Genomic DNA, 23,315 nt, shown 5'->3' with positions numbered 1-23,315 from the left:
GCTGCTCCTGGAGCAGCAGTGTTTACTGCCGAGCAAGAATTTCCGATGGGCGATGAGGTCTCGGTGAGCGTCGCTGGCACGATGCAGTCGGAGCGGAGAACACGGCCTTCGATCATTCAAGATACGAGCCGGGCCGCACGTCGCCGCCAGCTTAAATAGAGCCGTGACAGCCTCCTTTGTGACCCAAGCGTGACCCAGCGCTTACAAGCGACCTGTGTCTTCGCGAGGATCGGTCTAACCCACTGATATTTTTGGGAGATTGGTGGGCGCTCCAGGGCTCGAACCTGGGACCCGCTGATTAAGAGACACGCTGCCACTATTGATTTTTCAAGAGACTCTTTCCAACTGAGCCAAATTCTGTCCATTGCAGATCGACGGCTTACATCAAAAAATCCAACCGCAGGCGAGCAGGCAACCCGCCACAAGGAATGGCAGTCCTCATTGGCAATGGCCAAGATCATTCCTGCGCGCTTGTCCGCTTTGCACCAAAGCGGCCCTCTCCGCCAGGTCGCCGTTCCTTACCTGACCCCGCCGCGACTTGAACCTCAGTGACCGCATCGCAGACGTAAGAACGAGCGGGATTTTAGAAGCCGTCCAACTCGTCTGGAGTTGGTGCAACAACTGACCGGCACACATCGGGGAGCCCGCGCAGTTTGAAGTAACCTCATTTCGCAGCGCTAATCTCTTGTTTGTCTAGAGAAACTGCGATGACGAAGATGTCTTTAATGGCCGCCAACGCGGCGACGACAGCGATCGTGTTGCTGGCCTCGCATTTCGCAGCGCACGCGCACGATCATAACGGCCCCGAACTAGCAGTCGCCGACCCCGAATGGGACAGTAAGGATGGCTGTCTCTTATACACATTATTGAAGTACCAGTTCTCCGAGTTCGAGATCGACCTCAGCCAGCAGGAGCTGCGCAGGCGTGGTGAGTTCATCCATATCGAACCTCAGGTCTTCGACCTTATTGTTCATCTGGTGCGCAACCGTGATCGGATTGTAAGTAAGGATGAGTTGATTGAAACTATTTGGCACGGTCGAATCATTTCCGAAGCAGCGCTCAGCAGCCGAGTTAACGCAGCCAGGCGGGCGCTTGGTGATAACGGCAACGACCAGTCGCTCATTCGTACACAACACAAACGTGGCTTCCGATTCGTCGGACACGTTCAAACAGTCTCAGCGTCGGAAGCGGATGGTGAAAACGCTCAGCGTCCTAGCGAGCGAAGTATCGGTTCGGAAAGCAAATCCACCACTGTTTCCGTCGCGACCGAAGTGTCCAACCTCGACAACATCGTCTCGGAAACAGTTAGGGCCGAGGCTGTTGCGCGCTTATCAATCGCCGTAATGCCGTTCGGGAATATGTCTGATGACCCCGACAACGATTACTTTAGCTACGGTCTAACGGAAGATATCATTCGTCTCCTCGCTCGGAACAGGTGGCTCTCGGTCATTTCGCGACACTCAACCATCGGCTTCCAGGGGCGGATGGTCGACGCGCGGGAGATAGGCGAACAGCTGAGCGTAAGGTATGTGCTTCTCGGCAGCGTACGAAAAAATCGCGAGACGGTGAGGATAACGGCGGAGTTAGTCCGGGCAGCGGACGGGCAGCAACTGTGGTCGGACAAGTATGATCTGCAGCTTGAATGCATTTTTGATATTCAAGACGAGATGGCGAGACAGATTGCTGCAACGATCGAACCCGAGTTATCCAAGGTCGAGCAGCAACTCGCTGCTCGCAAGCCTCCCGAAAGCCTCGACGCATGGGACTGCTACCAGCGCGGTCTATGGAATTTGTGGCGCTTTACTACTCCGGGATTTGATTCTGCTGAAACGTATTTCAAGCGTGCCATCGCGGAGGATCCATACTTTGCTCGCGGGCATGGCGCTCTCAGCTACGTAAACATACAACGTGCGTTTCTAGACGAACCGAAAGACCGCTTAGCGCGACTTGAAACCGCTTTGCGGCAGGCGCAAACGGCAGTAGCCCTCGACGACCTTGATTGCTTTTGCCAATGCGCCCGTGGTCGAGTCCTGTGCCTAACTCGTCACAATGACGAAGCACTGGCGGCTCTCGACCTTTCCTTGGAGCTAAACCCGAGTTTTGCCCAGGCCTATTTTGCACAAGGCTTTAATTTGCTGTGGCATGGCCGAGAGACCGATGCTGAGACCTTACTCGACCGCGCGACCGTGCTCAGTCCACGGGACAACCATCTTTGGAGTTTCCATCACGTTCGCGCTTGGACCCACTTTTCCTTAGGCGAGTACGATATAGCAGTCGAGTTCGCGCGACGGGCAACTCGGCTAAGCAATGCTACATATCAAGCGTTCGCCCCACTGGCCGCCTCACTAGGCATTCTCGGTGATAAGACACAAGCGGAAGCTGTTGCTGCTGATCTGCTTCGGCGCAAGCCCGGCTACACTACTGAAACTGCTCGTCAGGAACTTTTTTATTGCAATGATCCGGACCTTATCGATCGTTTTATTCGCGGTCTAAGTAATGCAGGCATTTCGCAGCCCCGAGCTTAGAAACGCACGCCCGCGTAGCCACCTCGAGTTTTGACCCATCCGCCCGCATCACGAGCCTTGGCTTAAGTCCCATAACGTCCCTGGCTGTGTGAAAAGCCACGAGCCGCCTGCAATGATTGGCGACCACGGCCGCGTGCCGACCTATCCGTTTGCACACTGCGAGGTCCCTGGAAGGCGGCTCCTTTTAAAGGAGCCGCTGAGTTTCGAAGTCGAACTATCGATCGAATCGCAAGCAGCGCGGCTGCTTGGAAGCGATTTGCTCTCTCTCCCCGTATCTTCACGCGATTGAGAGCGCTGCGTGATCGCCCCGCTGCCCTTTGCCTGCCTCAGCAAAAAATCCACGGCATCTAAAGAAATTCCGGATGCGGGCGTCAAGCATGCGCGGGCAAGGGCGCGTAAATCGATCTGACATTTGGCGAGCGCAAAGCCAGCAAGAGCCGAGTGAGAGGAAGATTTACGAATCTTAACTCGGGTTTGTCACCAGAGGAGAACAAGATGACGACGACGAGTGCAAGCGCGAAAATCAATAATGGCGTCAACGTCGAGGCGTTGTTAGGTGCCCGTATGGCACTTGAGCAAGCGCCTGAGGCGGCTCAGTTCAAGTGGCGAGCGAGCTGCGAATGGGTGAATGGCACGCACAGCCGCTCCGCTATTGGCAGTTTTTTTGGGCTCGGAGCCGAGCAGTCCCGCAACAAGACGTTCACCGTCGAGGCAGATCACCCGCAGGTCTTTGCCGCCGAAGACAGTGCCCCGACTCCTGTCGAGCTTGTCCTTTCCGGGCTCGCGAGCTGTCTCACGGCAGGTGTTGCTGCGATTGCCCAGCGCCGCGGCATACAGCTCCATTCGGTCAGGGCATCGCTCGAGGCCGACATGGATATTCAGGGAATCCTGGGCATCGACGACGAGGTGCGCAATGGCTTCGGCGCCATCCGCGTCCACTTCGATATTCGCGCCGATGCGAGCGAAGACGACATCAAGGCGTTGGTAGCTCAATCGCAGAAGCGGTCCGCCGTATTCGACATCGTGACCAATCCAACGAACATCTTCGTAACCGCTAACTGAGGACGACGGTTGGAAAAAAAGGAGCGAGTGCTTTGGAGTTCGCGACCGCCATCATTATCGGCGCCGGCCAATCCGGATTGGCCATGAGCTGGCATCTGAGCACGCGTTCGATCGACCACGTGGTCCTTGAGCGCGGCGAGGTAGCCAACTCATGGCTGACGGAGCGGTGGAACTCGCTGCGCCTTCTGACGCCCAACTGGCAAACTCGACTGCCAGGATATGCCTACCGCGGTGATGATCCCGACGGATTCATGACGATGTCGGAGGTCGTCAGTTTCCTGCAGGGATACGCCAGGCTTTCGTGTGCTCCAATTGTGACGGGAGCGCGCGTCACCCGGGTAAGGCAGCAGGAGGTCGGTTACGAGGTCGAAACCAACCTTGGTCCATGGCGCTGCCGCAAGCTCGTGATCGCAACCGGCGCCTGCAACCTTGCCTCGATCCCGTCGCTCGCTGCGGGTTTGCCTGCCGCCGTGACCAGCCTCACCCCACTGCAATACAACAATCCCGCTCTCCTACCTAATGGCGGCGTGATGATCGTCGGTGCCTCAGCAAGCGGCATTCAGCTCGCCCGGGAGATCCGAGCGGCCGGCCGCAGAGTCTTACTTTGCGTCGGAGAGCACGTCCGGCTGCCGCGGACCTACCGCGGACGGGATATCCAGTGGTGGATGGACACCATCGGTGCCATGGATGTTCGGTACGACACCATGGTCGAGGATATCGAAAGAGCGCGGCGACTGCCGTCGCTTCAGCTCATCGGAACGCCTGAGCGCGTCACGATCGATCTCAATAGCCTGCGCAAGGCGGGCGTCGAGCTCGTGGGTCGCCTTGTCGGACTTTGCGACGGCAAGGCGCAGTTTTCGGGATCGCTCGCCAATCATTGCGCGCTGGCCGACCTAAAAATGAACCGTCTTCTCGCCAGCATCGATGATTGGGTGAACACGAGCGGACTGGCGCAGCAGTTTGCCCCGCCTCATCGCTTTGAGCCGACGGATGTCGGGTCGGAAACCAGGCTCTGCCTGGACCTAATCCGTGGCGGTATCGGTACGGTGATCTGGGCGACGGGCTATCGCCCCGACTACTCCTGGCTGGACGTCCCCGTGCTCGACGGCAAGGGACGCATCCGTCACGACGGCGGGATTGTTTCTGCGCCGGGAATGTACGTCATGGGCCTGCCATTCATGCGCCGGCGCAAATCGTCTTTCATCGATGGAGCGGGCGCCGATGCTGCCGATCTCGCCGCCCATCTGAGCCAGAACCTCAATCGCGTTGCTGCCTGAGAGCAATTGCCATGAACGGTCTCCACGGTCTCAACTCACATTATGACGCGGTAGTTATCGGCGGACGCTGCGCGGGCGCGGCCACCGGCCTCCTGCTGGCCCGGGCGGGTGCAAAAGTCCTGATGGTCGATCGGCAGCCCTATGGCGCCGATACGATGTCGACGCACGCCCTGATGCGGTCCGCTGTTATGCAGCTCGAACGATGGGGATTGATTCCGAAGTTTGCAGCGGCGGGAACGCCTGAGATTCGATCGACCACGTTTCACTATGGCGACGAGATCGTTCGAGTGGATATCAAGCGGGATCACGGCGTCGATTTTCTGTTGGCGCCGCGACGCACCGTGCTCGATCCGTTGCTCGCCGATGCAGCCCGCGAAGCCGGCGCGGCGGTTCGCTATGGCACCGCTCTTTCCGAGTTGCAATTTGCATCGAACGGCCGGGTTATTGGCGCCTCACTGAGAGATGGAAGCGGTGCGTGCACAACCGTCCGCTCGGATATCGTCATTGGCGCGGACGGCCGCCAGTCGACCGTTGCGCGGCTCGTCAATTCAAAAACACTGGTCGAAGGCTTCAATGCCTGTGGCATCGTTTTTGGCTACTTTGCAGACTTGAACAGCGATGGCCTGCATTGGCATTTCGCAAGGAATGCCGCGGCAGGAGTGATTCCAACGAACGCTGCTCACTGCGTCTTCGCGGCGGTTCCGGCTTCTCAATTTGTCGCGACATTTCGCGGCGATGTGATGCGCGGATTCCTCCAGGTGCTGGCAACGAGCTTTCCCGAGCTGCGCGCCGACGTTGGCAGAGCCACGCTGGTCGGCCGTCTGCGGAGCTTTGCGGGCGCAACGAGCTACCTTCGACAATGTCATGGTGCAGGGTGGGCTCTGGTCGGCGATGCCGGCTATTTCAAGGACCCCTTGACCGCGCACGGAATCACGGACGCTCTTCGCGATGCGCAATTGCTATCGCGAGGGATCATCGACGGCGGCAACCGCGGCCTTGAGAGCTACCAGCGCGAGCGCGACGAACTGTCCTTGCCGCTTATTCGCGCCACCGATGCAATTGCCTCGTTCTCGTGGGACTTCGACGAAGTCAAGCAACTTCATGCCGATCTGAGCGCGGCAATGAAAGCGGAAGCCAATCACATCGCGAACTTGTCTCAACAACCGTCCCTCGCAGCATAGGAGCACGAGAAATGTCGACCGACTCACCCTGGACCCGAACGCTGGCCGGCCGACCCGTGCCAGGTCGCCGCGCTGAAAGGAGCCGCACGACCTCGATGCGCGATATCGAAATGTTCACCGAGATGACGGGCGACAAGAACCCTATCCATTATGACGTGGAACTGGCGACCGCGTCACCCTTTGGCGGACTTATCGTACAGGGCGGGGTCACGACCGGTCTCATGAACGCCGTCGTTGCCGAAGATCTCCCGGGACCGGGCACGGTATTTCTCGAAACAAACTGGCGTTTCGTCAAGGCCGTACGGATCGGAGAGACGATTACCGCAAGCGTCAAAGTCGAGCACGTCCGGGACGACAAGCCGATCTGCAAGTTGGAGACCGTCGTCCGCAACGCAAGCGGAGAAGATTGCGTGGTCGGAACCGCGATAACCTACACGATGCCGTTGTCGCGGCGCGTGGCTCGCTAGGCGAAGCGTGCCGTAGCCAGGTGATGGGTCGGTCGTGCGGACTCAATGCAACAATTGCAGTGACACCGGCGCAGATCGGTCCTGCGGTCTCGCTTAGGTGAATGACGAATGCAGCGGCCTCGTATCACAATCGGGACAATTGCCTTGACCGGTTTGGCGATGGCTGGGTTTGCCGCAAATTCGTTGCTTTGCAGGTTAGCCCTATCTCAGGCCGCGATCGATCCTGCCACCTTCACCCTTGTTCGGCTCGCGTCAGGCACGTGCGTACTGTGCCTCATCTTGTCGCTTCGCCGGAAGCCTGAACAGCCGGCGGGATCGTGGCCAGCATCTGTTACGTTATTCGTTTATGCGGCTGCGTTCTCCTTTGCATATGTCTCCCTACCAGCCGGTACGGGATCGCTCCTTTTGTTTGGCGCGGTTCAGACTACAATGGTCGGCTATGGGCTCGTTCGCGGTGAACGTCTATCCACCTTGCAGTCGTTCGGACTGACAATTGCCGTCGCCGGACTGGCGGCGCTCGTAGCTCCCGGTGCATCGGCACCGTCTGTAATGGGCGCCTCCCTCATGCTGACTGCCGGCGTTGCATGGGGCGCTTACTCCTTGCTCGGCCGTGGTGTTGCGGATCCCATTGGCGTGACGGGTGGCAATTTTCTGCGCTCCCTTCCAATCGCAATCTGTCTTTCCCTGTGCGCCCTTTCGTTTGGCACGCACATCACAGCCATCGGGCTCGCCTGCGCAATCCTATCTGGCGCGGTTGCGTCCGGGCTTGGCTATACGGTCTGGTACGCGGTGCTCCCGGGGCTCACGCCCGCGCAAGGCGCCTCGGTGCAGCTGAGCGTTCCAGTCATTGCGGCATTGGCAGGCGCCTTGGTGCTAGGAGAAGCAATCTCCCTTCGCCTTTCCATATCTTCGCTTGCAATACTTGGCGGAATTGCACTGGTGTTCGGCAGTCAAGAACGCGCGCCATCTCGTAGCAGATAAAATACGCCCAAGTCTGCTCAACCTCCGAACTAAAGGAGCTTGGAACCGATAACGCCGCTCGCCCAGCTAAAAAAATAAGACTTCCGCATTCGCCCGCGGCCGAGGCGGACGAATTGGCCCGCTCACGCAAAGCGTGGAGGGGTAGCCGCGCGACTGCCTGCACCTACACATTACGGACCAAATGACGAAGCGGTCGTAGGCGCCAGGATCCCGGGCAGGAAAATGCCGACGAGGCCAAGCGCCGGCCCGGCGAGTGAAGCCCAGATGGCGGCGAGCAGAATTGATCTGTCCACTGTTGGATCTCCAGGTGAATTCTTTTGGGCGCGGTCGGCTCAGGCGCCAAAGACGACGAACGAGCTTGCTATCGGGTATTGCCGCGGTCAATGCGGGTCCCGAGGTGATGCGCCACCGAACTCCGAAGCGGATGACTTTTGCGGTGCACGCTGGCGCCCTACCGTCACCGAGCCACTAGCGGCACGTAGTGTTCGAGCTCGGGATCCGGAAAATGTACGCTCCGACCGAGCTCCGCAGAGCGATAGAGGCCCATGAGCATTTCCATAACCCCGACACCGTCATCGAAGGTCTCACTAGGACTGGCACCGAGCCTAAACGCTTCGACCATATGACGGTTTTCGTCCGTATAACCGTAGATGCCAGCTTCGTCCTCGACCACCGGCATCAGGCCTTGTTCGGCATTCTGCTTCTCGACGAAATCCTCGCCTTCCGACCCGGCGAGCGTGCGCGACAGGAAGACCTTGAGCCCGGTCGAAAGTGACGAGAACTCCATTGAATACTCGGGGCCGAGCAATTCGAGCTGGATGCGCAGGCCAGCGCCGACATAGGCCCAAGAAGTCGTCGCCTCGATCATCAATTGATGCCCATCGGCATCTTCCATCGTGAGGATTCCGCGTGCGAAATCCTCGACAGGACGCTTCGCAAAATCGACGCCCATTCGCGTCTTGAGATCGGCGGCATAGCGAGGCCGCGTCCATTTGAGATTGGCCGTCGTGGCACTGGCGCTGATCAGACGCAAGGACTCGCGCTTTGCACCGGGCGCGGTCAACATGAAGCGTGCGACTTCGACCGAATGGCACATCATATCGGAAAGCACGCCGCCGCCCTGCTTTTCGCCTTGCCAGAACCATGGCTCGTGCGGCCCGGAATGCTCCTCTGCCGCACGAGCGAGATAAGGGCGACCGCTCCCAGGCACGGCCCGCCGCCATATGATGTCCTTGCCGCGCATAACCGCAGTCGAAAATATCTGGTTCTCTAGATAACCGTGGAGCAAGCCGGCATCTTCGGCAAGCCTGCGCATTTCCCGCGCTTCAGCAAGGGTACGAGCCAACGGCTTTTCGCAGGCAACGGCCCGCAGAGGAGCTCCCGCCTTGGTCACACGGTGAATCTCGCGCATGATGTCGAGACGAGTGTCGTTCGGCGTCAGCAGCCAGAGCGCATCGATCTCGCCGGACAGGGCCATCGTCTCGATGCTGCCGAACACATGCGCCTGTCCAAGGCCAAGACTGCGCGCCGTGTCTGCGATGCGCGCACGACGCTCAGCAGAGCGGCTGTACACGCCGCCGACGCAGACATTGCGTACGCCGAGCATGGACTGCAGATGGAACGCGGCGATAAAGCCACTGCCGATGAGCCCGACACGCAGTATCGGAAGTTCGGTGAGCTTCTGCATATCAGACCTCCTTCAATGATGGCATGGGCTGGATCAGTTCGGCGCTTTCGGTTGCCGCCCCGGAATCGCGGCCAGCAGTGCCTGCGTATAAGGATGCTCCGGCCGATTGAGCAGGTCTGCGGTCGGTCTGATCTCGACGATTTCGCCAAGGCGCATGACGGCGATCCGATCGCAGACCTGGGCCGCGACATTGAGATCGTGGGTGATGAACAGCACCGCCAACCGCAGCTTCTCCTTCAGCGTCTCGAGCAGGGCGAGCACTTGCGCCTGGACCGAGACGTCGAGCGCCGACACAGGTTCGTCCGCGACCAAGACCTCTGGGTCGAGCGCCAGCGCGCGCGCGATGCCGATCCGCTGGCGCTGCCCACCGGAAAATTCATGCGGAAAGCGGCGCGCTGCGGCCGGATCGAGCCCGACGAGGGTCAAAAGCTCCTCGGCACGAGCGAAGGCCTGTGCTGCCGGAACCCCGTGCGCCATTGGACCGTCGGCGATGATCCGTCCGACGCGGCGGCGCGGATTGAGCGAGGAAAACGGATCCTGGAAAACCATTTGTATGTGCTTGCGGGCGGCCCGCAGACGCGCTCCGCGAGCCTCGAAGAAATCAAGTTCGCCGATGCGGACCACCCCTGCATCGGCGTCGGTGAGACGCATCACCAAGCGTCCAATCGTGCTCTTGCCTGAGCCCGATTCTCCGACCAGGCCGAGCGTTTCGCCTCGCCGGATTTCGAAGCTCACGCCCTTGACGGCCGCGACCTCGGTCTGCACTCCGAACCACGCACCACCTCGATACGTCTTTGCAAGCCCGGTCGTGGCGCAGGCAATTGGTTCGTCCGTGACTTGCGCCCGAACTGGCGGAACCCCGCCGGGTACGGCCGCGAGCAGCCGACGTGTATAGGGATCCTTTGGGCGCCTTAAAACGTCTTCGACCGGCCCCTCTTCCACGACCCGCCCCTTCTCCATGACCGCGACGCGGTCTGCTATGTCGGCGACGACGCCGAAATCATGAGTGATGAAAAGCACCGCCATGCCACGCCGCTGCTGGATGTCGCGGATGAGCCGAAGGATTTGCGCTTGTGTGGTGACGTCTAGCGCCGTTGTCGGCTCGTCTGCCACCAGAACCGACGGCTCGAGCGCCAGCGCCATTGCGATCATGGCGCGCTGACGTTGCCCGCCCGACAACTGATGCGGATAGCTGCGGATGATGCGGTCCAGATCGCGCAAGCCCACCTCCTCGAGGAGTGCGCGCATACGCACCTGCCGTTCACGCGGCGTGAGCTGCTCGTGCGCCTCGAACGCCTCCATGATTTGTTCACCGATCTTGATAACAGGATTGAGCGCCGTCATCGGCTCCTGGAAGACCATCGCAATACGCCGCCCACGCAACGTCCGCCATTCTTTGGGCGCCAGCCTCAGCAAATCGCGCCCTTCGAACCGAATGGCCCCTGCGACTGGGCGAATGACTTGCGGCAGCAGGCCCATCGCGGCAGAGGCGCAGACCGATTTGCCGGAGCCGGACTCGCCGACAACACAGAGTATCTGTCGCGCGTGCAAGGCAAGGGAGACGTCTTCGACGGCGAAGCTACGATCAGCGCCGGCGGGGAGCGCCAGTGTCAGCTGTTCGATAGATAGGATCGGTTCGACTATGTCGTTCATTTTGTCCGATCCAACATTGCGATCCATCCTCGTCCCGATCACGCCGCCAACGCGATGCCATCCTTGCGATGATCCGACGCCCCGAACATGACGCCCCGCGACACATCGATGTGCACGGCCTGGCAGCCTCCCAAGGGTTCGTCGACCCAGATCACACGATGGCCGCGACCGATTAAATCATCAGCGACCGAGGCAGGAACCGTGGGTTCGAGCGCCACCGCACCGTCGAATGCAAAGCTGCGCGGTGCATCCGAGGACTTCTGAATGTCCCAACCTCGGTCGAGCATGCCGCTCAGGATCTGCATATGTCCTGTCGCCTGATATTGTCCGCCCATTACGCCAAAAGCCATGACCGGCTTGTCGCGCCTTGCCAATAGACCAGGAATAATAGTGTGGAATGGACGCTTTCGTGGCGCAATGGCATTGGGGTGCCCATCGACGAGCGCGAAATCCCGAGCCTCGATTCTGCAATAGCACGCCCGAGCGAGGAGCGTAGATGCCGCTTCCGAAAGCAAAAAACAGCGAATTGATAAGAGATACCATGTTGCCGTCGCGATCGGCGACTGCGACGTAGGCTGTATCACGATGAACGGGCATGTCGAAGTCCGTCGGTGCGCTCGCACATTCGCGCCTGATGCGGGAGCGTAAGGTCGCGACCGATCCCTCCGAGAGTAGGGCGTCGATATCGAACGGGCGGAAAGAGGGATCCGCGACGAGCGCATCGCGCTGCCGGTAAGCCGCCTTGGTCGCCTCGGCCAGAAGATGGATGCGGTCCGCTTCGCCGAGCGCGGGATCGGCCATATCGAAGCCGGCTAGGATTCGGGCGATCAACAGCGCTGCGACGCCTTGCCCGTTCGGCGGGCATTGCCAGATTTGGTGATCACGATAGTCGGCACTGATAGGCGTCACGTATTCCGACCGGGCACTCACCAGATCCTCGAGCTCCATCAGTCCGCCCAGCGCCTTCAAAATTGAGACGATTTCTTCAGCGACGGCACCCTCGTAAAATGCGGCCCGTCCCTTACGAGCGATCCGGCGCAACGTTGCGCCGAGGGCCGGATGGCTGAGCTTTCCGCCGACGACGGGCGCAGCGCCACCGGGCAGATATATAGGCCCACCGGTCTGATGCCGTTCGATGCGATTGGCATAGCGTGCCCAGTCCAGAGCAGCGCGCGGAGTCACCACGAAGCCTTTCTCGGCCGCGTGGATCGCGGGTGCCAAAATCTCGTCTAGACCTTTTGAAGCATAATCGCTCGAGAGTCGGCACCAGGCATCGACCGCCCCGGGAACTGTGACGGCATGGGGCGAGTCATCAGGAATCGACGCCAATCCCAATTGCCGGAACCAGCCCAGCTCTGCCTTCGCCGGCGCTCTGCCCGAACCATTGATGGCGACGGGTTTGCCTGAAGCGGGAGCATAAATCGCAAAACAGTCACCACCGATGCCGGTCATGTGCGGATCAATGACGCCCTGAAGGGCGATCGCAGCAATCGCGGCGTCGACGGCGTTGCCGCCGCTACGCAGGATTTCGACCGCAGCCAGCGTGACTGCGGGGTGAGAGGCCGCGACCATGCCCTGGTCGCCGACCGCCAGAGAGCGTCCCGGCACCATGAAATCGCGCTGTCCCCAGCTCATGCCCTTCTCCGTTCGTTGGTATGAGGCCGATTGAAGCTCGCTGCCGCGTGGAATGAGATCGGGCCGGCGCGTGTTGCAGCGACAACAAGGGCATAAAGCGGCGTCATTGATGCGCCGGTCGCAAGACCAAGAGTGACCGGCTGTCGAGCGCGCAGCTGGGCGACGACAATCGCGGCCGCGCGCTCCGCGACGGCATCCGCATTGCCGACAACCTCAATTCTCGACGGATATTCTGTCATGCCGCAACATCTGCCGCCACGGCGGGAAGTGCTAGCGGGCCCGCGTCCCTGCCGATGCCAAACAGCGAGCGGTGAACGAGGTCTATCGCACTGCCGATTGCGCCGATCAGCGTAGCGCGATTGCCGAGCGCGCTGAGCTCGATACGAACAGGCTCGCGCATGCATCGTTCGAGATACTCATCTATCCGCAGCTTCAACTCGGGCCGCGCGCCGATGCTACCACCAATAATGATGATTTCTGAATCGAGAATACTGTGCACGGCCAGAATCGCACTCGCAAGGATCCGACTGACCTCGTCGATTGTTATTCGTGCCGCCTCGTCGGTCTCGAGCCGATCGAAGACATCGCGCACCGTGCCGCCTGGGACACCACCAAGCCCGAGATAGCGCTCGACAATCCCGACGCTGCCGATGGCGGTTTCCAGCGTACCCAACCGAAGACCGCGCGTATCGTAGGGGTCGCCTCCGAGTGGCAGGTAAGCGATCTCGCCCGCCGCGCCACGCGCGCCGCGCACAAGATATCCGTCCGAAAAGATGCCCATGCCGATACCGGTGCCGACGGCGATGAAGGCGAAGCTGCGGGCCTTGCGGCTGCTGCCGCGCCAGTGCTCGCCGATCGCGGCAAGATTGACGTCGTTCTCGATCGCGACGTCGATGCCGAGACGCTCGCGCAATGCAGTCCGCACATCCAGACTATCCAGTCCGGGGATGTTGGGCGCGATGACGATGCTGCCCGAGGCCGGGTCGATGATGCCCGGACTCCCCATCACGCCACCACGCAAGCGCTGGGCCGGTACAGATGCACGCTGGAGAAGAGACTCTTGCATGCGCCCGATCTGAGCGACCACGGCAGCACCACCGTCGCCGGAGGTCGGTTCGATGCTCTCGGCGACGATCTCTCCCTGCAGATCGGCAAGCGCGACGTGCAGTTTCGTGCCGCCAAGGTCGACGCCCAGCACGAACGCAGCGTCGGGCCGCAGCGCGTAGGTAACTGCACTTCTACCCACGCTGCCCTGGATTTGCCCGTCCTCGCGCACCCAGCCGTCCCGTTCGAGATCGCGCATGACTTCGGAAATTGTTTGTTTGGACAGGCCTGTGCTGCGAGAGAGCTCGGCGCGCGAGACCGCTCGATCACGCAGCAGGCGCTCGACGACTAGGCGCACGGATTGCTGTCGCGCAACGGGCGATGACGGGGCGTCTGGCATATAAGCTCAATCCAATTCGTCAGCCTCTCGAACTAATGGCGACTCACGCCTTCCGTCAAGAGGGAACAGAAGCGTTATTCTCGCCGTCGACGGTGCATTTCGTACAACATTATTGCGCACCAAAGGTCAATTCGTTCGATATGTTTACAAATTGAGATTGGTGTGCTTGTCTTCTTCGAGAGCCTCGACAGAGAAGCCTTGGAAGAAAGGAATTCCGTATGAAGCGGATGGGCACGGCGTTGGCGGCAATTCTGATGATCGGATCGGGCCTTGTCGCGGCCAGTGCCGCAACACTGCGGGTCGGCATTCAGGACGATCCCGATGCGCTCGACCCGGCACTCAGCGGCACTTATTCGGGCCGGTTCGTGTTTGCGGCGCTGTGCGACAAACTTGTCGATATCTCCCCCGACCTCAAGATCGTGCCACAGCTCGCAGAGGCGTGGGAGTGGGCCGCGGACGGCAAGTCGATCACCTTTACTCTGCGCAAGAACGTCACGTTCCACGATGGCGCCACGTTTGATGCGGCGGCGGTCAAGTTCAACATCGAGCGCATGAAGACGATGCCGGATTCGAAGCGCAAGGCCGAACTGGCGCCGATCGTGAGCGTCGAGGCCCTTGCGGGCGACAAGGTCAAGTTCAACCTGTCGGAACCATTCGTGCCGCTGCTTGCCAATCTCAGCGATCGTGCCGGCATGATGGTATCGCCGAAGGCCGCCGCGGAGAAAGCCGGCGACTTTGCAGCCGCGCCAGTCTGTGCGGGTCCTTATCAATTTGTCGAGCGCAAGTCGCGTGACCTCATTCGCCTCAAGAAGTATCCTGGCTACTGGAACGCTGGAGCGGTCGGCTACGACGAAGTCGTCTACTACTACGTGCCTGACTCAACCGTGCGATTGTCGCGGGTGCGAGCGGGCGATCTTGAGCTCGCGGAACGCGTCGCGCCCACCGATCTCAAGACCGTGCGCGACGATCCCAACCTCACTCTGCATTCCGGAAAGGGGCTTGCGGTTTCGCATCTGATGTTCAATGTCGGCGCAGGCGCCAAGGCCGATACACCACTCGGCAAGAACGCGACGCTACGGCAGGCCTTTGAGCTTGTGATCGATCGCAATGTCATCAATCGCGTTGCCTTCAACGGCGAGTTCCTGGCGGATAATCAGATGATCCCCCCGTCATCTCCGTTCTACGATACAGCCCACAAGGCGCCGGCTCGCGACGTTGCCAAAGCCAAGGCATTGATTGCATCGGCCGGAATGACCCGCGTCCCTATCGAAATTCAGTACGAGAATACGGCCGGCGACTCCCGGGTCGCACAGATCATGCAGTCGATGGCGGCCGAGGCCGGTTTCGACGTGAAACTGCTGCCTATGGAAACGACCACCGCTATCGAGCGCTACATGAACGGCAATTTCGAAGCCTACATCGGCAACTGGAGCGGCCGTGCTGACCCGGACCCAACACTGGTCGCATTCTTCAGTTGCGCAGGCTCTCAGAACGTCAACAAATACTGCAACAAGGATCTCGATGCGATCCTGACCGAGGCGCGAGGCGAGGCCGACGAAGCCAAGCGCAAGACTCTCTATGCGAAAGCGACTGACATTTACCTAACGGCACTCTCGTCAATTCCCCTCTATCACCCTAACTGGTTCTTTGCTGCCCGCAAATCGGTCGGTGGGATCGTCATGGTACCAGACGGGCTCTTGCGCCTGGTGGGTGTCAAGCCAGTGAATTGATGCGCAACGTCTCGCGCTTTCCTCAGGTGAGGACCAATCTGCTCCAATGAAGACCCTGCTTCTGCGCCGCCTTGCCGTCCTACTACCGACCTTATTGCTCGTGTCGATGATGGTGTTCGGTCTGCAGAAGCTGCTACCCGGCGACCCGGCGCTGGCGCTCGCCGGGGAAGAGCGCAATCCCGAGGTCGTAGAATATCTTCGGCAGAAGTATCGCTTCAATGATCCGATTCCGGTGCAATATGCCATCTGGCTAAAAGCCCTGGCGCACGGCGATTTCGGCACTTCAGTCCGCACCCGACTGCCGATCGGCACCATGCTGGTGGAAAAACTGCCGGTGACCATTGAGCTCGCGATCCTGTCGATGCTGGTCGCGCTACTCGTCGGGCTGCCGATCGGGATCTTCGCGGCGCTGGGACGCGGGACGCCCCTCGACTATGGTGCCAGTCTTTTCGGACTCGCTGGACTTTCCATTCCGCATTTCTGGCTGGGGATCATGTTGATCCTTCTATTCTCGGTGAACCTCGGCTGGCTGCCGGCCGGAGGTTTTGTTCCGCCTTCTGAAAGTGTCGGCCGCAACCTGATTTCGATGCTTATGCCTGCTTTGGTGCTCGGCACGGGCACAGCGGCGATCATGATGCGCCATGTCCGCAGCGCAATGATCGAGGCGATGAAGCAGGATTATGTCCGCACCGCTCGCGCGAAAGGCGTCCGCGAAAGCACCATCGTGCTGCACCATGCACTGCCGAATGCGCTGATCCCGGTGGTCACGCTGGGCACGTTGCAATTTGGCGAGTTACTGGCCGGCGCGGTGTTGACCGAGCAGGTCTTTTCGATCCCCGGTTTCGGCAAAATGGTCGTCGATGGGGTATTCAGCCGCGATTATGCTGTGGTTCAGGCGGTCGTTCTCTGCACGGCGGCAGTATTTCTCCTGATGAGCCTGATTGCCGATGTGGCCTATGTGCTGCTCAATCCGAGGCTCAGGTCGTGAGCACGATTGAGACGGCGCCGGTCTCCGCTCAGATGCGCGCAGGCAAGCGCTCGGAAATTCGTCGCTTGCTGCGCGAGCCATCCGCCATGATCGGTGGCGCGATCATCCTGTTCTTCGTCGTGCTGGCGGTGTTCGCAACATGGATCTCGCCCTATGATCCGAATGCGCCGGACTGGATGGCGATTCGTGCCGCCCCGAATACACAGCATTGGTTTGGCACGGATGACCTCGGCCGCGATGTGCTGTCTCGGGTGATTTTCGGAACACAGGCATCGCTCGCCGCCGGCATGGTTTCCGTGACTGTTGCGGTGCTGATCGGCCTTCCGTTCGGTCTCATTGCTGGCTATTTCGGTGGTGTCGCCGATATGGTGATCTCGCGCATTGCAGATGCTCTCCTCGCGTGCCCGTTTCTCGTGCTCGCGATTGCGCTGGCCGCATTCCTGGGTCCTAGCCTCCAGAATGCGATGATCGCAATCGGCATTTCCGCGATCCCAGTCTTCGTCCGCGTTGCACGCGCCGAGACACTGGTTGTCCGCACCGAGGACTATATCGCGGCAGCTCGCGCTCAAGGGCTCGGTCATTTCGCTATCCTGACTGGGCAGGTATTGCCGAATGTGCTCGCACCGACAATCGTCCAGGCAACCCTCACGATGGCGATTGCAGTGTTGGCCGAGGCGAGCCTCGCCTTTCTTGGACTTGGTCAATTGCCTCCGGCTCCCTCTTGGGGCGCCATGCTCGATGTAGCCAGGCAGTTCCTCAGCGAGGCGCCATGGATGGCATTCTGGCCCGGTCTCGCAATCATCGCTCTTGTAATCGGCTTCAACCTGATCGGTGATGGCCTGAATAGTGTACTGAACCCCAGGCAGTAGATTATCAACGCAACCGGGCGCCGCATCGGCCTCATGTACTCGCCCGCCAGCCGCCGAGGTCAGCGAGGGGGACTGCCACCCGCTCTCCATTTCCGGAGCTGCTCGGAATAGCCGATACAGAATTTATTGGTCTTCCGGTGCACACACCCCACCTAACTAGTTGAAAAATTTGAACTCTCGCTCTCATCCATCAAAGGAAGTTTAAGTTAGCTCCAGCCAAGAAGATCGAGGCTGATCAATCGGCAACTGCTTTACGCCAATAACTACCCTTCTATGGGGTCCTGCCGTGCATCGGTTATAACGCATGCCGCCTTGATGCAAAAACTAGATCGCCACTGGTGTAAGCAAGCGAGAGCGAACTTAGCGAGCGCATGCCACCTGATTGTTAGCTACGAAGATCTCCCTCAGCGTGAGCAGCAATGGACCTCCGACAGCTCGAATATTTTCTCCGAGTCGCGCAACGCAAGAACATCTCGCTTGCCGCAGCCGAGCTCAATATTGCACAACCCACACTAACCAAGAGCATTAAGTTGCTCGAGGAGCAGCTCGGCGTCAAATTGTTCGAGCGTCTGCCGCGTGGCGTCGTGCTGACATCGTTCGGGACCACGCTGCTGCGCCACGCCGAGGCTGTGCATGTCCAGATGAAGGATGCCGGTCACGAGATTGCCGCGCAGCGTTCTGGCGCCGTCGGGACCGTCGCGATCGGCGCCGGCCCGACATGGCTCCGACGATATCTTCCGGCGGCGCTCGCACGCACGATCTCGTCACATCCGTCGATCCGCGTCCGCGTCGAGGCCGGCTTCGACGAGTCGCTATTCCGTGCGCTGAGGCAAGGCGAATTCGACTTCGTCGAATTCCGCAGCCCTTATCTGCACCATCCCGAGGAGGATGACGGGCGCGGCTACGGCTTGATTGGCGGAACTATCGATGCGGTCGCTTCGTTGCTGCACGGACTGCGCATCTTGCGCGCGCATACTTTTCTTCATTTCATGCTTCTTCGACGACGGTATGTCCCGGCCAAACAGTCAAATTGAAAGCGCAAAATGGCGCACCGCGAACCCGTGGGCTCGTGTCGGAGTGGCACCGCCTCAACTCTGGCCGGGCTACGTAATCCGGACCCCGCTCGGTTGTTTGTTTGTGACCGGGCATCCTATATAATGATCCGTAAGGCAGCTTGTTTGGAGGATCGCGATGAGGGCTTTCATCCTTGCCTGCGTTGCGACGATCGTAATCGCTGCGATTGGAGTTGCCGTGCTCGACAGCTTACAGCAACCCGTCGCAGAAGCCTTTGCAACGAGTGGCGTGCGTCTGTAGGCAGACGCCGCCAGCCCTATTCGGCTGCGGATGTAGCACGACGCGTTTGCCGCTGAGAATCGTTCGGGCCGCTCCGTGCCGATTGCTGCTCGAGCCACAGGCTGTGGTGCTCGCGCGCCCAATTGATATCCACCTCACCTGATCCCATCGCCTCGAATGCCCCTTCCATCCCGATCGTGCCGATGTAGATGTGAGCGAGCATCGCGGCGATAAACAGCACAGCCACGACGGAGTGAACGATCTGGGCAATCTGCATGCCCTCGATTCCCGTCAGGTAGAAGGGAAACATGAGCTGATACCCGGTCGCGGCGACGAGGCCGCCGCCGATCACAACGATCCAGTAGATCCCCTTTTGACCGGCGTTGAAGCGGCGTGCCGGCGGATGATCGTGTCCGAACAGCCCGCCTCCGCGCTTGATCCACTCCAGATCCACCTTGTTCGGGATGTTGCCGCCGATCCACATCAGAAAGATCAGCACGACGCCGATTGTGAAGGGGAAGCTCAGGTAGTTGTGGGCGAATTTCGCCCATTGCGACCATCCCGAGAAAGCGTCAAATCCAATCAGCGGAAGCAGCAGCGGCCGCCCGAACGTGATGTTCAGTCCCGAAATCGCAAGGATGACGAAGCAGGTCGCGGTCATCCAGTGCACGAAACGCTCAAATGAATTGAATCGCACGATGGTTCGGCCTGATCGTCCACTTTCGAGGCGAACCATGCCGCGCGTCAAATAGAAGATCACGAGCACCGCCAGCATGCCAAGCATGGCAACGCCACCGATCCACCGCAGCGCGACGTCGCGGAATTCACGCCACTCGCGGCCGGCCGGTTGCATCAGCACGCTGGAGCGCTGGTCGGGAATGCTGACGCGCCCCTGGATCCGGTCCATCTCTTGAAGCAACTGGCGTTCGTTGACCGAGTTCGCCGTCGGATTGATCTGCTGGGCCGCCGACGGCGCCGGAACTGCCATGATCAACAGAAGCAACGCCCACGCACCGACGGCTGGACCAATGAACCTTGCAAATGAGGACATGAGCTCCTCCTCGGCATTTGTACCGCGTCGCCCGCGGCGTGCTTCAGGACTCGATCGTCTCGCGATAGGCGGTCTTCCAGCCCCACGCGCCCGAGCCATAGCCACGCTTCAGCACACGCTCCTTATAGATCTGGGCAATGATCTCGCCGTCACCGGCGAGCAGCGACTTGGTCGAGCACATCTCGGCGCACAGCGGCAGCTTGCCCTCAGCGAGGCGGTTCGCACCGTATTTTTCGTATTGCTCCTTGCTGCCATCGGCCTCGGGGCCGCCGGCGCAATAGGTACATTTGTCCATCTTGCCGCGCGAGCCGAAATTACCGATCTTCGGATATTGCGGCGCGCCAAACGGACAGGCGTAGAAGCAGTAGCCGCAGCCGATGCAAAGGTCCTTGGAGTGCAGCACCACGCCGTCGGCGGTGGTGTAGAAGCAGTTCACCGGACACACTGCCGCACAAGGCGCATCCGTGCAGTGCATACAGGCCATCGAGACCGACCGCTCGCCCGGCTTGCCGTCGGCGATGGTGACGACCCGGCGCCGATTGATGCCCCAGGGGACCTCGTGCTCGTTCTTGCAGGCCGTCACGCAGGCGTTGCACTCGATGCAACGGTCGGCGTCGCAGAGAAATTTCATACGTGCCATCGTCGTTGCTCCCTAAGCCGCCGCGATCTGGCAGAGTGTGACCTTGGGCTCCTGCATGCCCGTCGCGGGGTCGTAGCCGTAGGTGGTGATCGTGTTGGCGCTCTCGCCGAGCACGATCGGGTCGGTGCCCTTCGGGTAGTTGCCGCGAAGATCCTTTCCCGCAAACCAGCCACCGAAGTGGAAGGGCATCCAAGCGACGCCCTTGCCGACACGCTCGGTGACGAGCGCTTTCATCCTCGCCCTCGAATTGTTCTCGGCGCCAGTGACCCAGACCCAACCGCCGTCCTTGATGCCGCGATCGGCGGCATCGCCAGGATTGATCTCGATGAACATGTCCTGCTGCAATTCGGCAAGCCAGGGGTTGGTGCGGGTCTCCTCACCGCCGCCCTCATATTCGACCAGACGGCCTGACGACAGGATGAGCGGGAACTGTTTTGCGATTCCCTTCTCCACCGCAGCCTTCTGCACGGAGAACCCGATATTTGGCACGCGGAACTGCTTGGCGTCGGGCAACGTCGGATATTTAGCCACAAGATCGACGCGCGGCGTGTAGATCGGCTCGCGGTGAACCGGAATCGGATCGGGCAAGCCGAACGCATTCATCCGCGCCTTGCCGTTGCCGTAGGGAACACAGCCATGCGCCAGCGCCACGCGCTGGATGCCGCCCGACAGATCGAGAGCCCAAGACACCGTGTCCGGATTGGCCGGATTGATCTTGTTGATTACGGCCATTTCCGCTTCGGTGAGGTCGGTGTCCCAGCCGAGCTTCTTCAGGCTCGCCAGCGTGAATTCCGGATAACCGTCCTGAATACCTGACCCCAACGAGTACGAGCCGTCCGCGAGCAGGCTGACTTTCCGCGTCGTGCCGTCCGGCAGCTTCTCCTCACGCTCGATGCCGAATCGCGGCCGGAACGTGCCGCCCCCATCCATGACGTGCAGATGTGTGTTGTAGAGCAGCGGTGTGCCGGGGTGCTTCACCTCCGGAGATCCCCAGCACGGCCAGGGTAGACCGTAATAGTCGCCGCCGACCTCGGGATCGTCCTTCGGCGCCCGCATCGTCAGCATGTCGAACTTCGCTTGGTACTTCATGTGCGCCTTGAGCCGCTCGGGCGATTGCCCGCAATAGCCGGTCGACCAGCTGCCGCGGTTCATCTCGCGCAGGACATCCTCAGCTTCAGGAAGATTGTTCTCGACCTTGATTTTCTTGAACATCTGGTCCGCGAAGCCGAACTTTTTCGCCATCAAATAGATGATCTCGAGATCATCCTTCGATTCGAAGATCGGCTTCACAATCTGCTCGCCCCATTGCAGCGAGCGGTTCGAGGCGACGCGCGACCCCTTGCACTCGAATTGCGTGGCGACCGGGAGGATGTAGACGCCATCCTTGCGTCCGGCTTCGACTGCGAGGGAGGCCCAGGTCGTCGGATGCGGGTCGGCGATGACGAGCAGCTCGAGCGCCTTCAGGCCATTGAGGGATTCAGGAACGCGTGTGATGCTGTTGGAGGCGTGTCCCTGCACGAACACCGCCTTTACATTATCCTTCTGCGCGACCTGATCTTTCGGCAGCGTCACCGCCTCGAACCAGCGGGTCAGCGGGATGCCGGGGGTCTCCATGATCTGTTTGGTATCGAAGCGCGACTTCAGGAATTCGTAGTCGACCTCCCAAACCCGCGACCAGTGCTTCCAGATGTGTATAAGAGACAGATGCAGCTCGCCCGAACATTGGCGGTGCCGACGGTCTTCTGAGTCTGGCCCATGGCCCAGATCAGCGTCGCCGGCTTCTCGGTGGCGAACATCTTGGCGACGCGCTTGAGCTGCTCGCCGGGAATGCCGGTCACGCGCTCAACTTCTTCCGGAGGCCACTTCTCAACCTCCTTCTTGAGGTCGTCGAAACCGTAGACGCGCTGCCGGATGAATTCCTTGTCCTCCCAACTATTCTGGAGAATGTGCCACATCATGCCGTAGAGCACCGGGATGTCGGTGCCCGGCCGCATGCGCACATATTCCGTCGCGTGTGCGGCAGTGCGCGTCAGGCGCGGGTCGATGACGACAAAGTTGGCCTTTTGCAGCTCCTTTCCCTCAAGCAGGTGCTGCAGCGAGACCGGATGCGCCTCGGCCGGATTGCCGCCCAAGATGACCTGTGTCTTCGCGTTGCGGATATCATTGTAGCTGTTGGTCATCGCGCCGTAGCCCCAGGTGTTGGCGACGCCGGTGACGGTGGTTGAATGGCAGATGCGGGCCTGGTGATCGGTGTTGTTGGTGCCCCAGAACGCCCCGAGCTTGCGGAACAGATAGGCGCCTTCGTTGGTCATCTTGGCCGAGCCGAGCCAATAGACGGAATCGGGACCCGACTTCTCACGCACAGCTTGAAGTTTATCCCCGATCTCGTTGATCGCGGTATCCCAGGAGACGCGGGTCCACTGCCCGTCTACCAGCTTCATCGGATAGCGTAGCCGCCGCTCGCTATGCACGAGTTCGCGCACAGAGGCGCCCTTGGCGCAGTGCGAGCCGCGATTGATCGGGGAGTCCCAGCTCGGCTCCTGGCCGATCCATACCCCGTTCAAGACCTCAGCCGTCACCGTGCACCCAACCGAGCAGTGCGTGCAGATGCTCTTGCGGACGGTCGCGCCCGCGGTGAGCGGACCGGCCATCGCCGCCTCCGCCTTGCGCACATTACCGACCGGCAGGGTGCCAAGTGCGGCGAGCGCGCCGCCGGCAAGACCGGATTTGCGCAGGAAACTGCGGCGGTCGAGACCTCCGGCCTGACCTGCAATGGACTCCGCGACGGAGCCGTGGCGCAGCGAATGCTGGTGTGTTCGCTTGATCAGCACG

General features: G+C 60.3%; 17 protein-coding genes and 2 pseudogenes. 11 read left to right on the top strand and 8 right to left on the bottom strand.

Annotated features, from left to right (window positions below; translation table 11 throughout):
• Positions 1 to 707: 707 nt before the first annotated feature.
• The 6 genes from SO180_RS25590 to SO180_RS25565 all read left to right on the top strand — a co-directional run bounded on the left by SO180_RS25590 (position 708) and on the right by SO180_RS25565 (position 7,493).
• A complete protein-coding gene (locus SO180_RS25590; RefSeq protein WP_449381604.1) occupies positions 708 to 2,525 on the top strand; it encodes a winged helix-turn-helix domain-containing tetratricopeptide repeat protein in 1,818 nt (605 codons plus the stop codon).
• 495 nt (positions 2,526 to 3,020) lie between these two features.
• Entirely contained in the window at positions 3,021 to 3,587 is a 567-nt protein-coding gene (locus tag SO180_RS25585) for an OsmC family protein (protein ID WP_449381603.1), read from the top strand.
• A gap of 32 nt (positions 3,588 to 3,619) precedes the next feature.
• A complete protein-coding gene (locus tag SO180_RS25580) occupies positions 3,620 to 4,864 on the top strand; it encodes a flavin-containing monooxygenase (protein WP_449381602.1) in 1,245 nt (414 codons plus the stop codon).
• A gap of 11 nt (positions 4,865 to 4,875) precedes the next feature.
• The gene (locus SO180_RS25575) at positions 4,876 to 6,045 is read left to right on the top strand and encodes an FAD-dependent oxidoreductase (RefSeq protein ID WP_449381601.1); all 1,170 of its coding nucleotides are present in this window, start codon (positions 4,876 to 4,878) and stop codon (positions 6,043 to 6,045) included.
• 11 nt (positions 6,046 to 6,056) lie between these two features.
• Positions 6,057 to 6,512 (top strand): MaoC family dehydratase, encoded by a 456-nt coding sequence (locus tag SO180_RS25570; protein ID WP_449381600.1) that lies wholly within the window; start codon positions 6,057 to 6,059, stop codon positions 6,510 to 6,512.
• A 108-nt stretch (positions 6,513 to 6,620) separates the two neighbouring features.
• Positions 6,621 to 7,493 carry a DMT family transporter gene (locus SO180_RS25565; RefSeq protein WP_449381599.1) on the top strand — a complete coding sequence of 291 codons (873 nt, stop codon included), beginning with the start codon at positions 6,621 to 6,623 and terminating at the stop codon, positions 7,491 to 7,493.
• Positions 7,494 to 7,663: 170 nt separating this feature from the next.
• On the opposite strand, the gene SO180_RS25560 is transcribed toward SO180_RS25565, so the two are convergent.
• From SO180_RS25560 to SO180_RS25540, 5 genes and pseudogenes are all read right to left on the bottom strand, one after another.
• Positions 7,664 to 7,786 carry a hypothetical protein gene (locus SO180_RS25560; RefSeq protein WP_449381598.1) on the bottom strand — a complete coding sequence of 41 codons (123 nt, stop codon included), beginning with the start codon at positions 7,784 to 7,786 and terminating at the stop codon, positions 7,664 to 7,666.
• Positions 7,787 to 7,950: 164 nt separating this feature from the next.
• The gene (locus SO180_RS25555) at positions 7,951 to 9,180 is read right to left on the bottom strand and encodes a Gfo/Idh/MocA family protein (protein WP_449381597.1); all 1,230 of its coding nucleotides are present in this window, start codon (positions 9,178 to 9,180) and stop codon (positions 7,951 to 7,953) included.
• A 33-nt stretch (positions 9,181 to 9,213) separates the two neighbouring features.
• Positions 9,214 to 10,860: an ABC transporter ATP-binding protein gene (locus SO180_RS25550; protein ID WP_449381596.1), complete on the bottom strand. Its 1,647-nt coding sequence runs from the start codon at positions 10,858 to 10,860 to the stop codon at positions 9,214 to 9,216.
• A gap of 11 nt (positions 10,861 to 10,871) precedes the next feature.
• A pseudogene (gene ggt / locus SO180_RS25545) lies at positions 10,872 to 12,468 on the bottom strand (gamma-glutamyltransferase).
• Between the two features lie 235 nt (positions 12,469 to 12,703).
• Positions 12,704 to 13,870 (bottom strand): ROK family protein, encoded by a 1,167-nt coding sequence (locus SO180_RS25540; protein WP_449381595.1) that lies wholly within the window; start codon positions 13,868 to 13,870, stop codon positions 12,704 to 12,706.
• A 260-nt stretch (positions 13,871 to 14,130) separates the two neighbouring features.
• On the opposite strand from SO180_RS25540, the gene SO180_RS25535 reads away from it, so the two are divergent.
• The 5 genes from SO180_RS25535 to SO180_RS25515 all read left to right on the top strand — a co-directional run bounded on the left by SO180_RS25535 (position 14,131) and on the right by SO180_RS25515 (position 18,813).
• Positions 14,131 to 15,642, top strand: coding sequence for an ABC transporter substrate-binding protein (locus SO180_RS25535; RefSeq protein ID WP_449381594.1), 1,512 nt, complete (start codon positions 14,131 to 14,133; stop codon positions 15,640 to 15,642).
• Positions 15,643 to 15,688: 46 nt separating this feature from the next.
• Entirely contained in the window at positions 15,689 to 16,630 is a 942-nt protein-coding gene (locus SO180_RS25530; RefSeq protein ID WP_449381593.1) for an ABC transporter permease, read from the top strand.
• Between the two features lie 32 nt (positions 16,631 to 16,662).
• Entirely contained in the window at positions 16,663 to 17,499 is an 837-nt protein-coding gene (locus SO180_RS25525) for an ABC transporter permease (protein ID WP_449381623.1), read from the top strand.
• A 419-nt stretch (positions 17,500 to 17,918) separates the two neighbouring features.
• Entirely contained in the window at positions 17,919 to 18,533 is a 615-nt protein-coding gene (locus SO180_RS25520; RefSeq protein WP_449381592.1) for a LysR family transcriptional regulator, read from the top strand.
• A 157-nt stretch (positions 18,534 to 18,690) separates the two neighbouring features.
• Positions 18,691 to 18,813: a hypothetical protein gene (locus SO180_RS25515; protein WP_449381591.1), complete on the top strand. Its 123-nt coding sequence runs from the start codon at positions 18,691 to 18,693 to the stop codon at positions 18,811 to 18,813.
• A gap of 16 nt (positions 18,814 to 18,829) precedes the next feature.
• Here the strand turns inward: SO180_RS25515 and SO180_RS25510 are convergent, their stop codons facing one another.
• The 3 genes and pseudogenes from SO180_RS25510 to SO180_RS25500 form a co-directional block, all read right to left on the bottom strand.
• Complete coding sequence (locus tag SO180_RS25510; protein ID WP_449381590.1) at positions 18,830 to 19,843, bottom strand: formate dehydrogenase subunit gamma; 1,014 nt, start codon at positions 19,841 to 19,843, stop codon at positions 18,830 to 18,832.
• Between the two features lie 43 nt (positions 19,844 to 19,886).
• Positions 19,887 to 20,483 carry a formate dehydrogenase FDH3 subunit beta gene (fdh3B, locus tag SO180_RS25505; protein ID WP_449381589.1) on the bottom strand — a complete coding sequence of 199 codons (597 nt, stop codon included), beginning with the start codon at positions 20,481 to 20,483 and terminating at the stop codon, positions 19,887 to 19,889.
• Positions 20,484 to 20,495: 12 nt separating this feature from the next.
• A pseudogene (locus SO180_RS25500) lies at positions 20,496 to 23,314 on the bottom strand (formate dehydrogenase subunit alpha).
• Position 23,315 lies beyond the last annotated feature (1 nt).

The sequence above is a fragment of the Bradyrhizobium sp. UFLA05-112 genome (genome assembly GCF_053572325.1).
The sequence above is the reverse complement of the archived record's forward strand: the minus strand, read 5'-3'. Positions and strand labels throughout refer to the sequence as shown.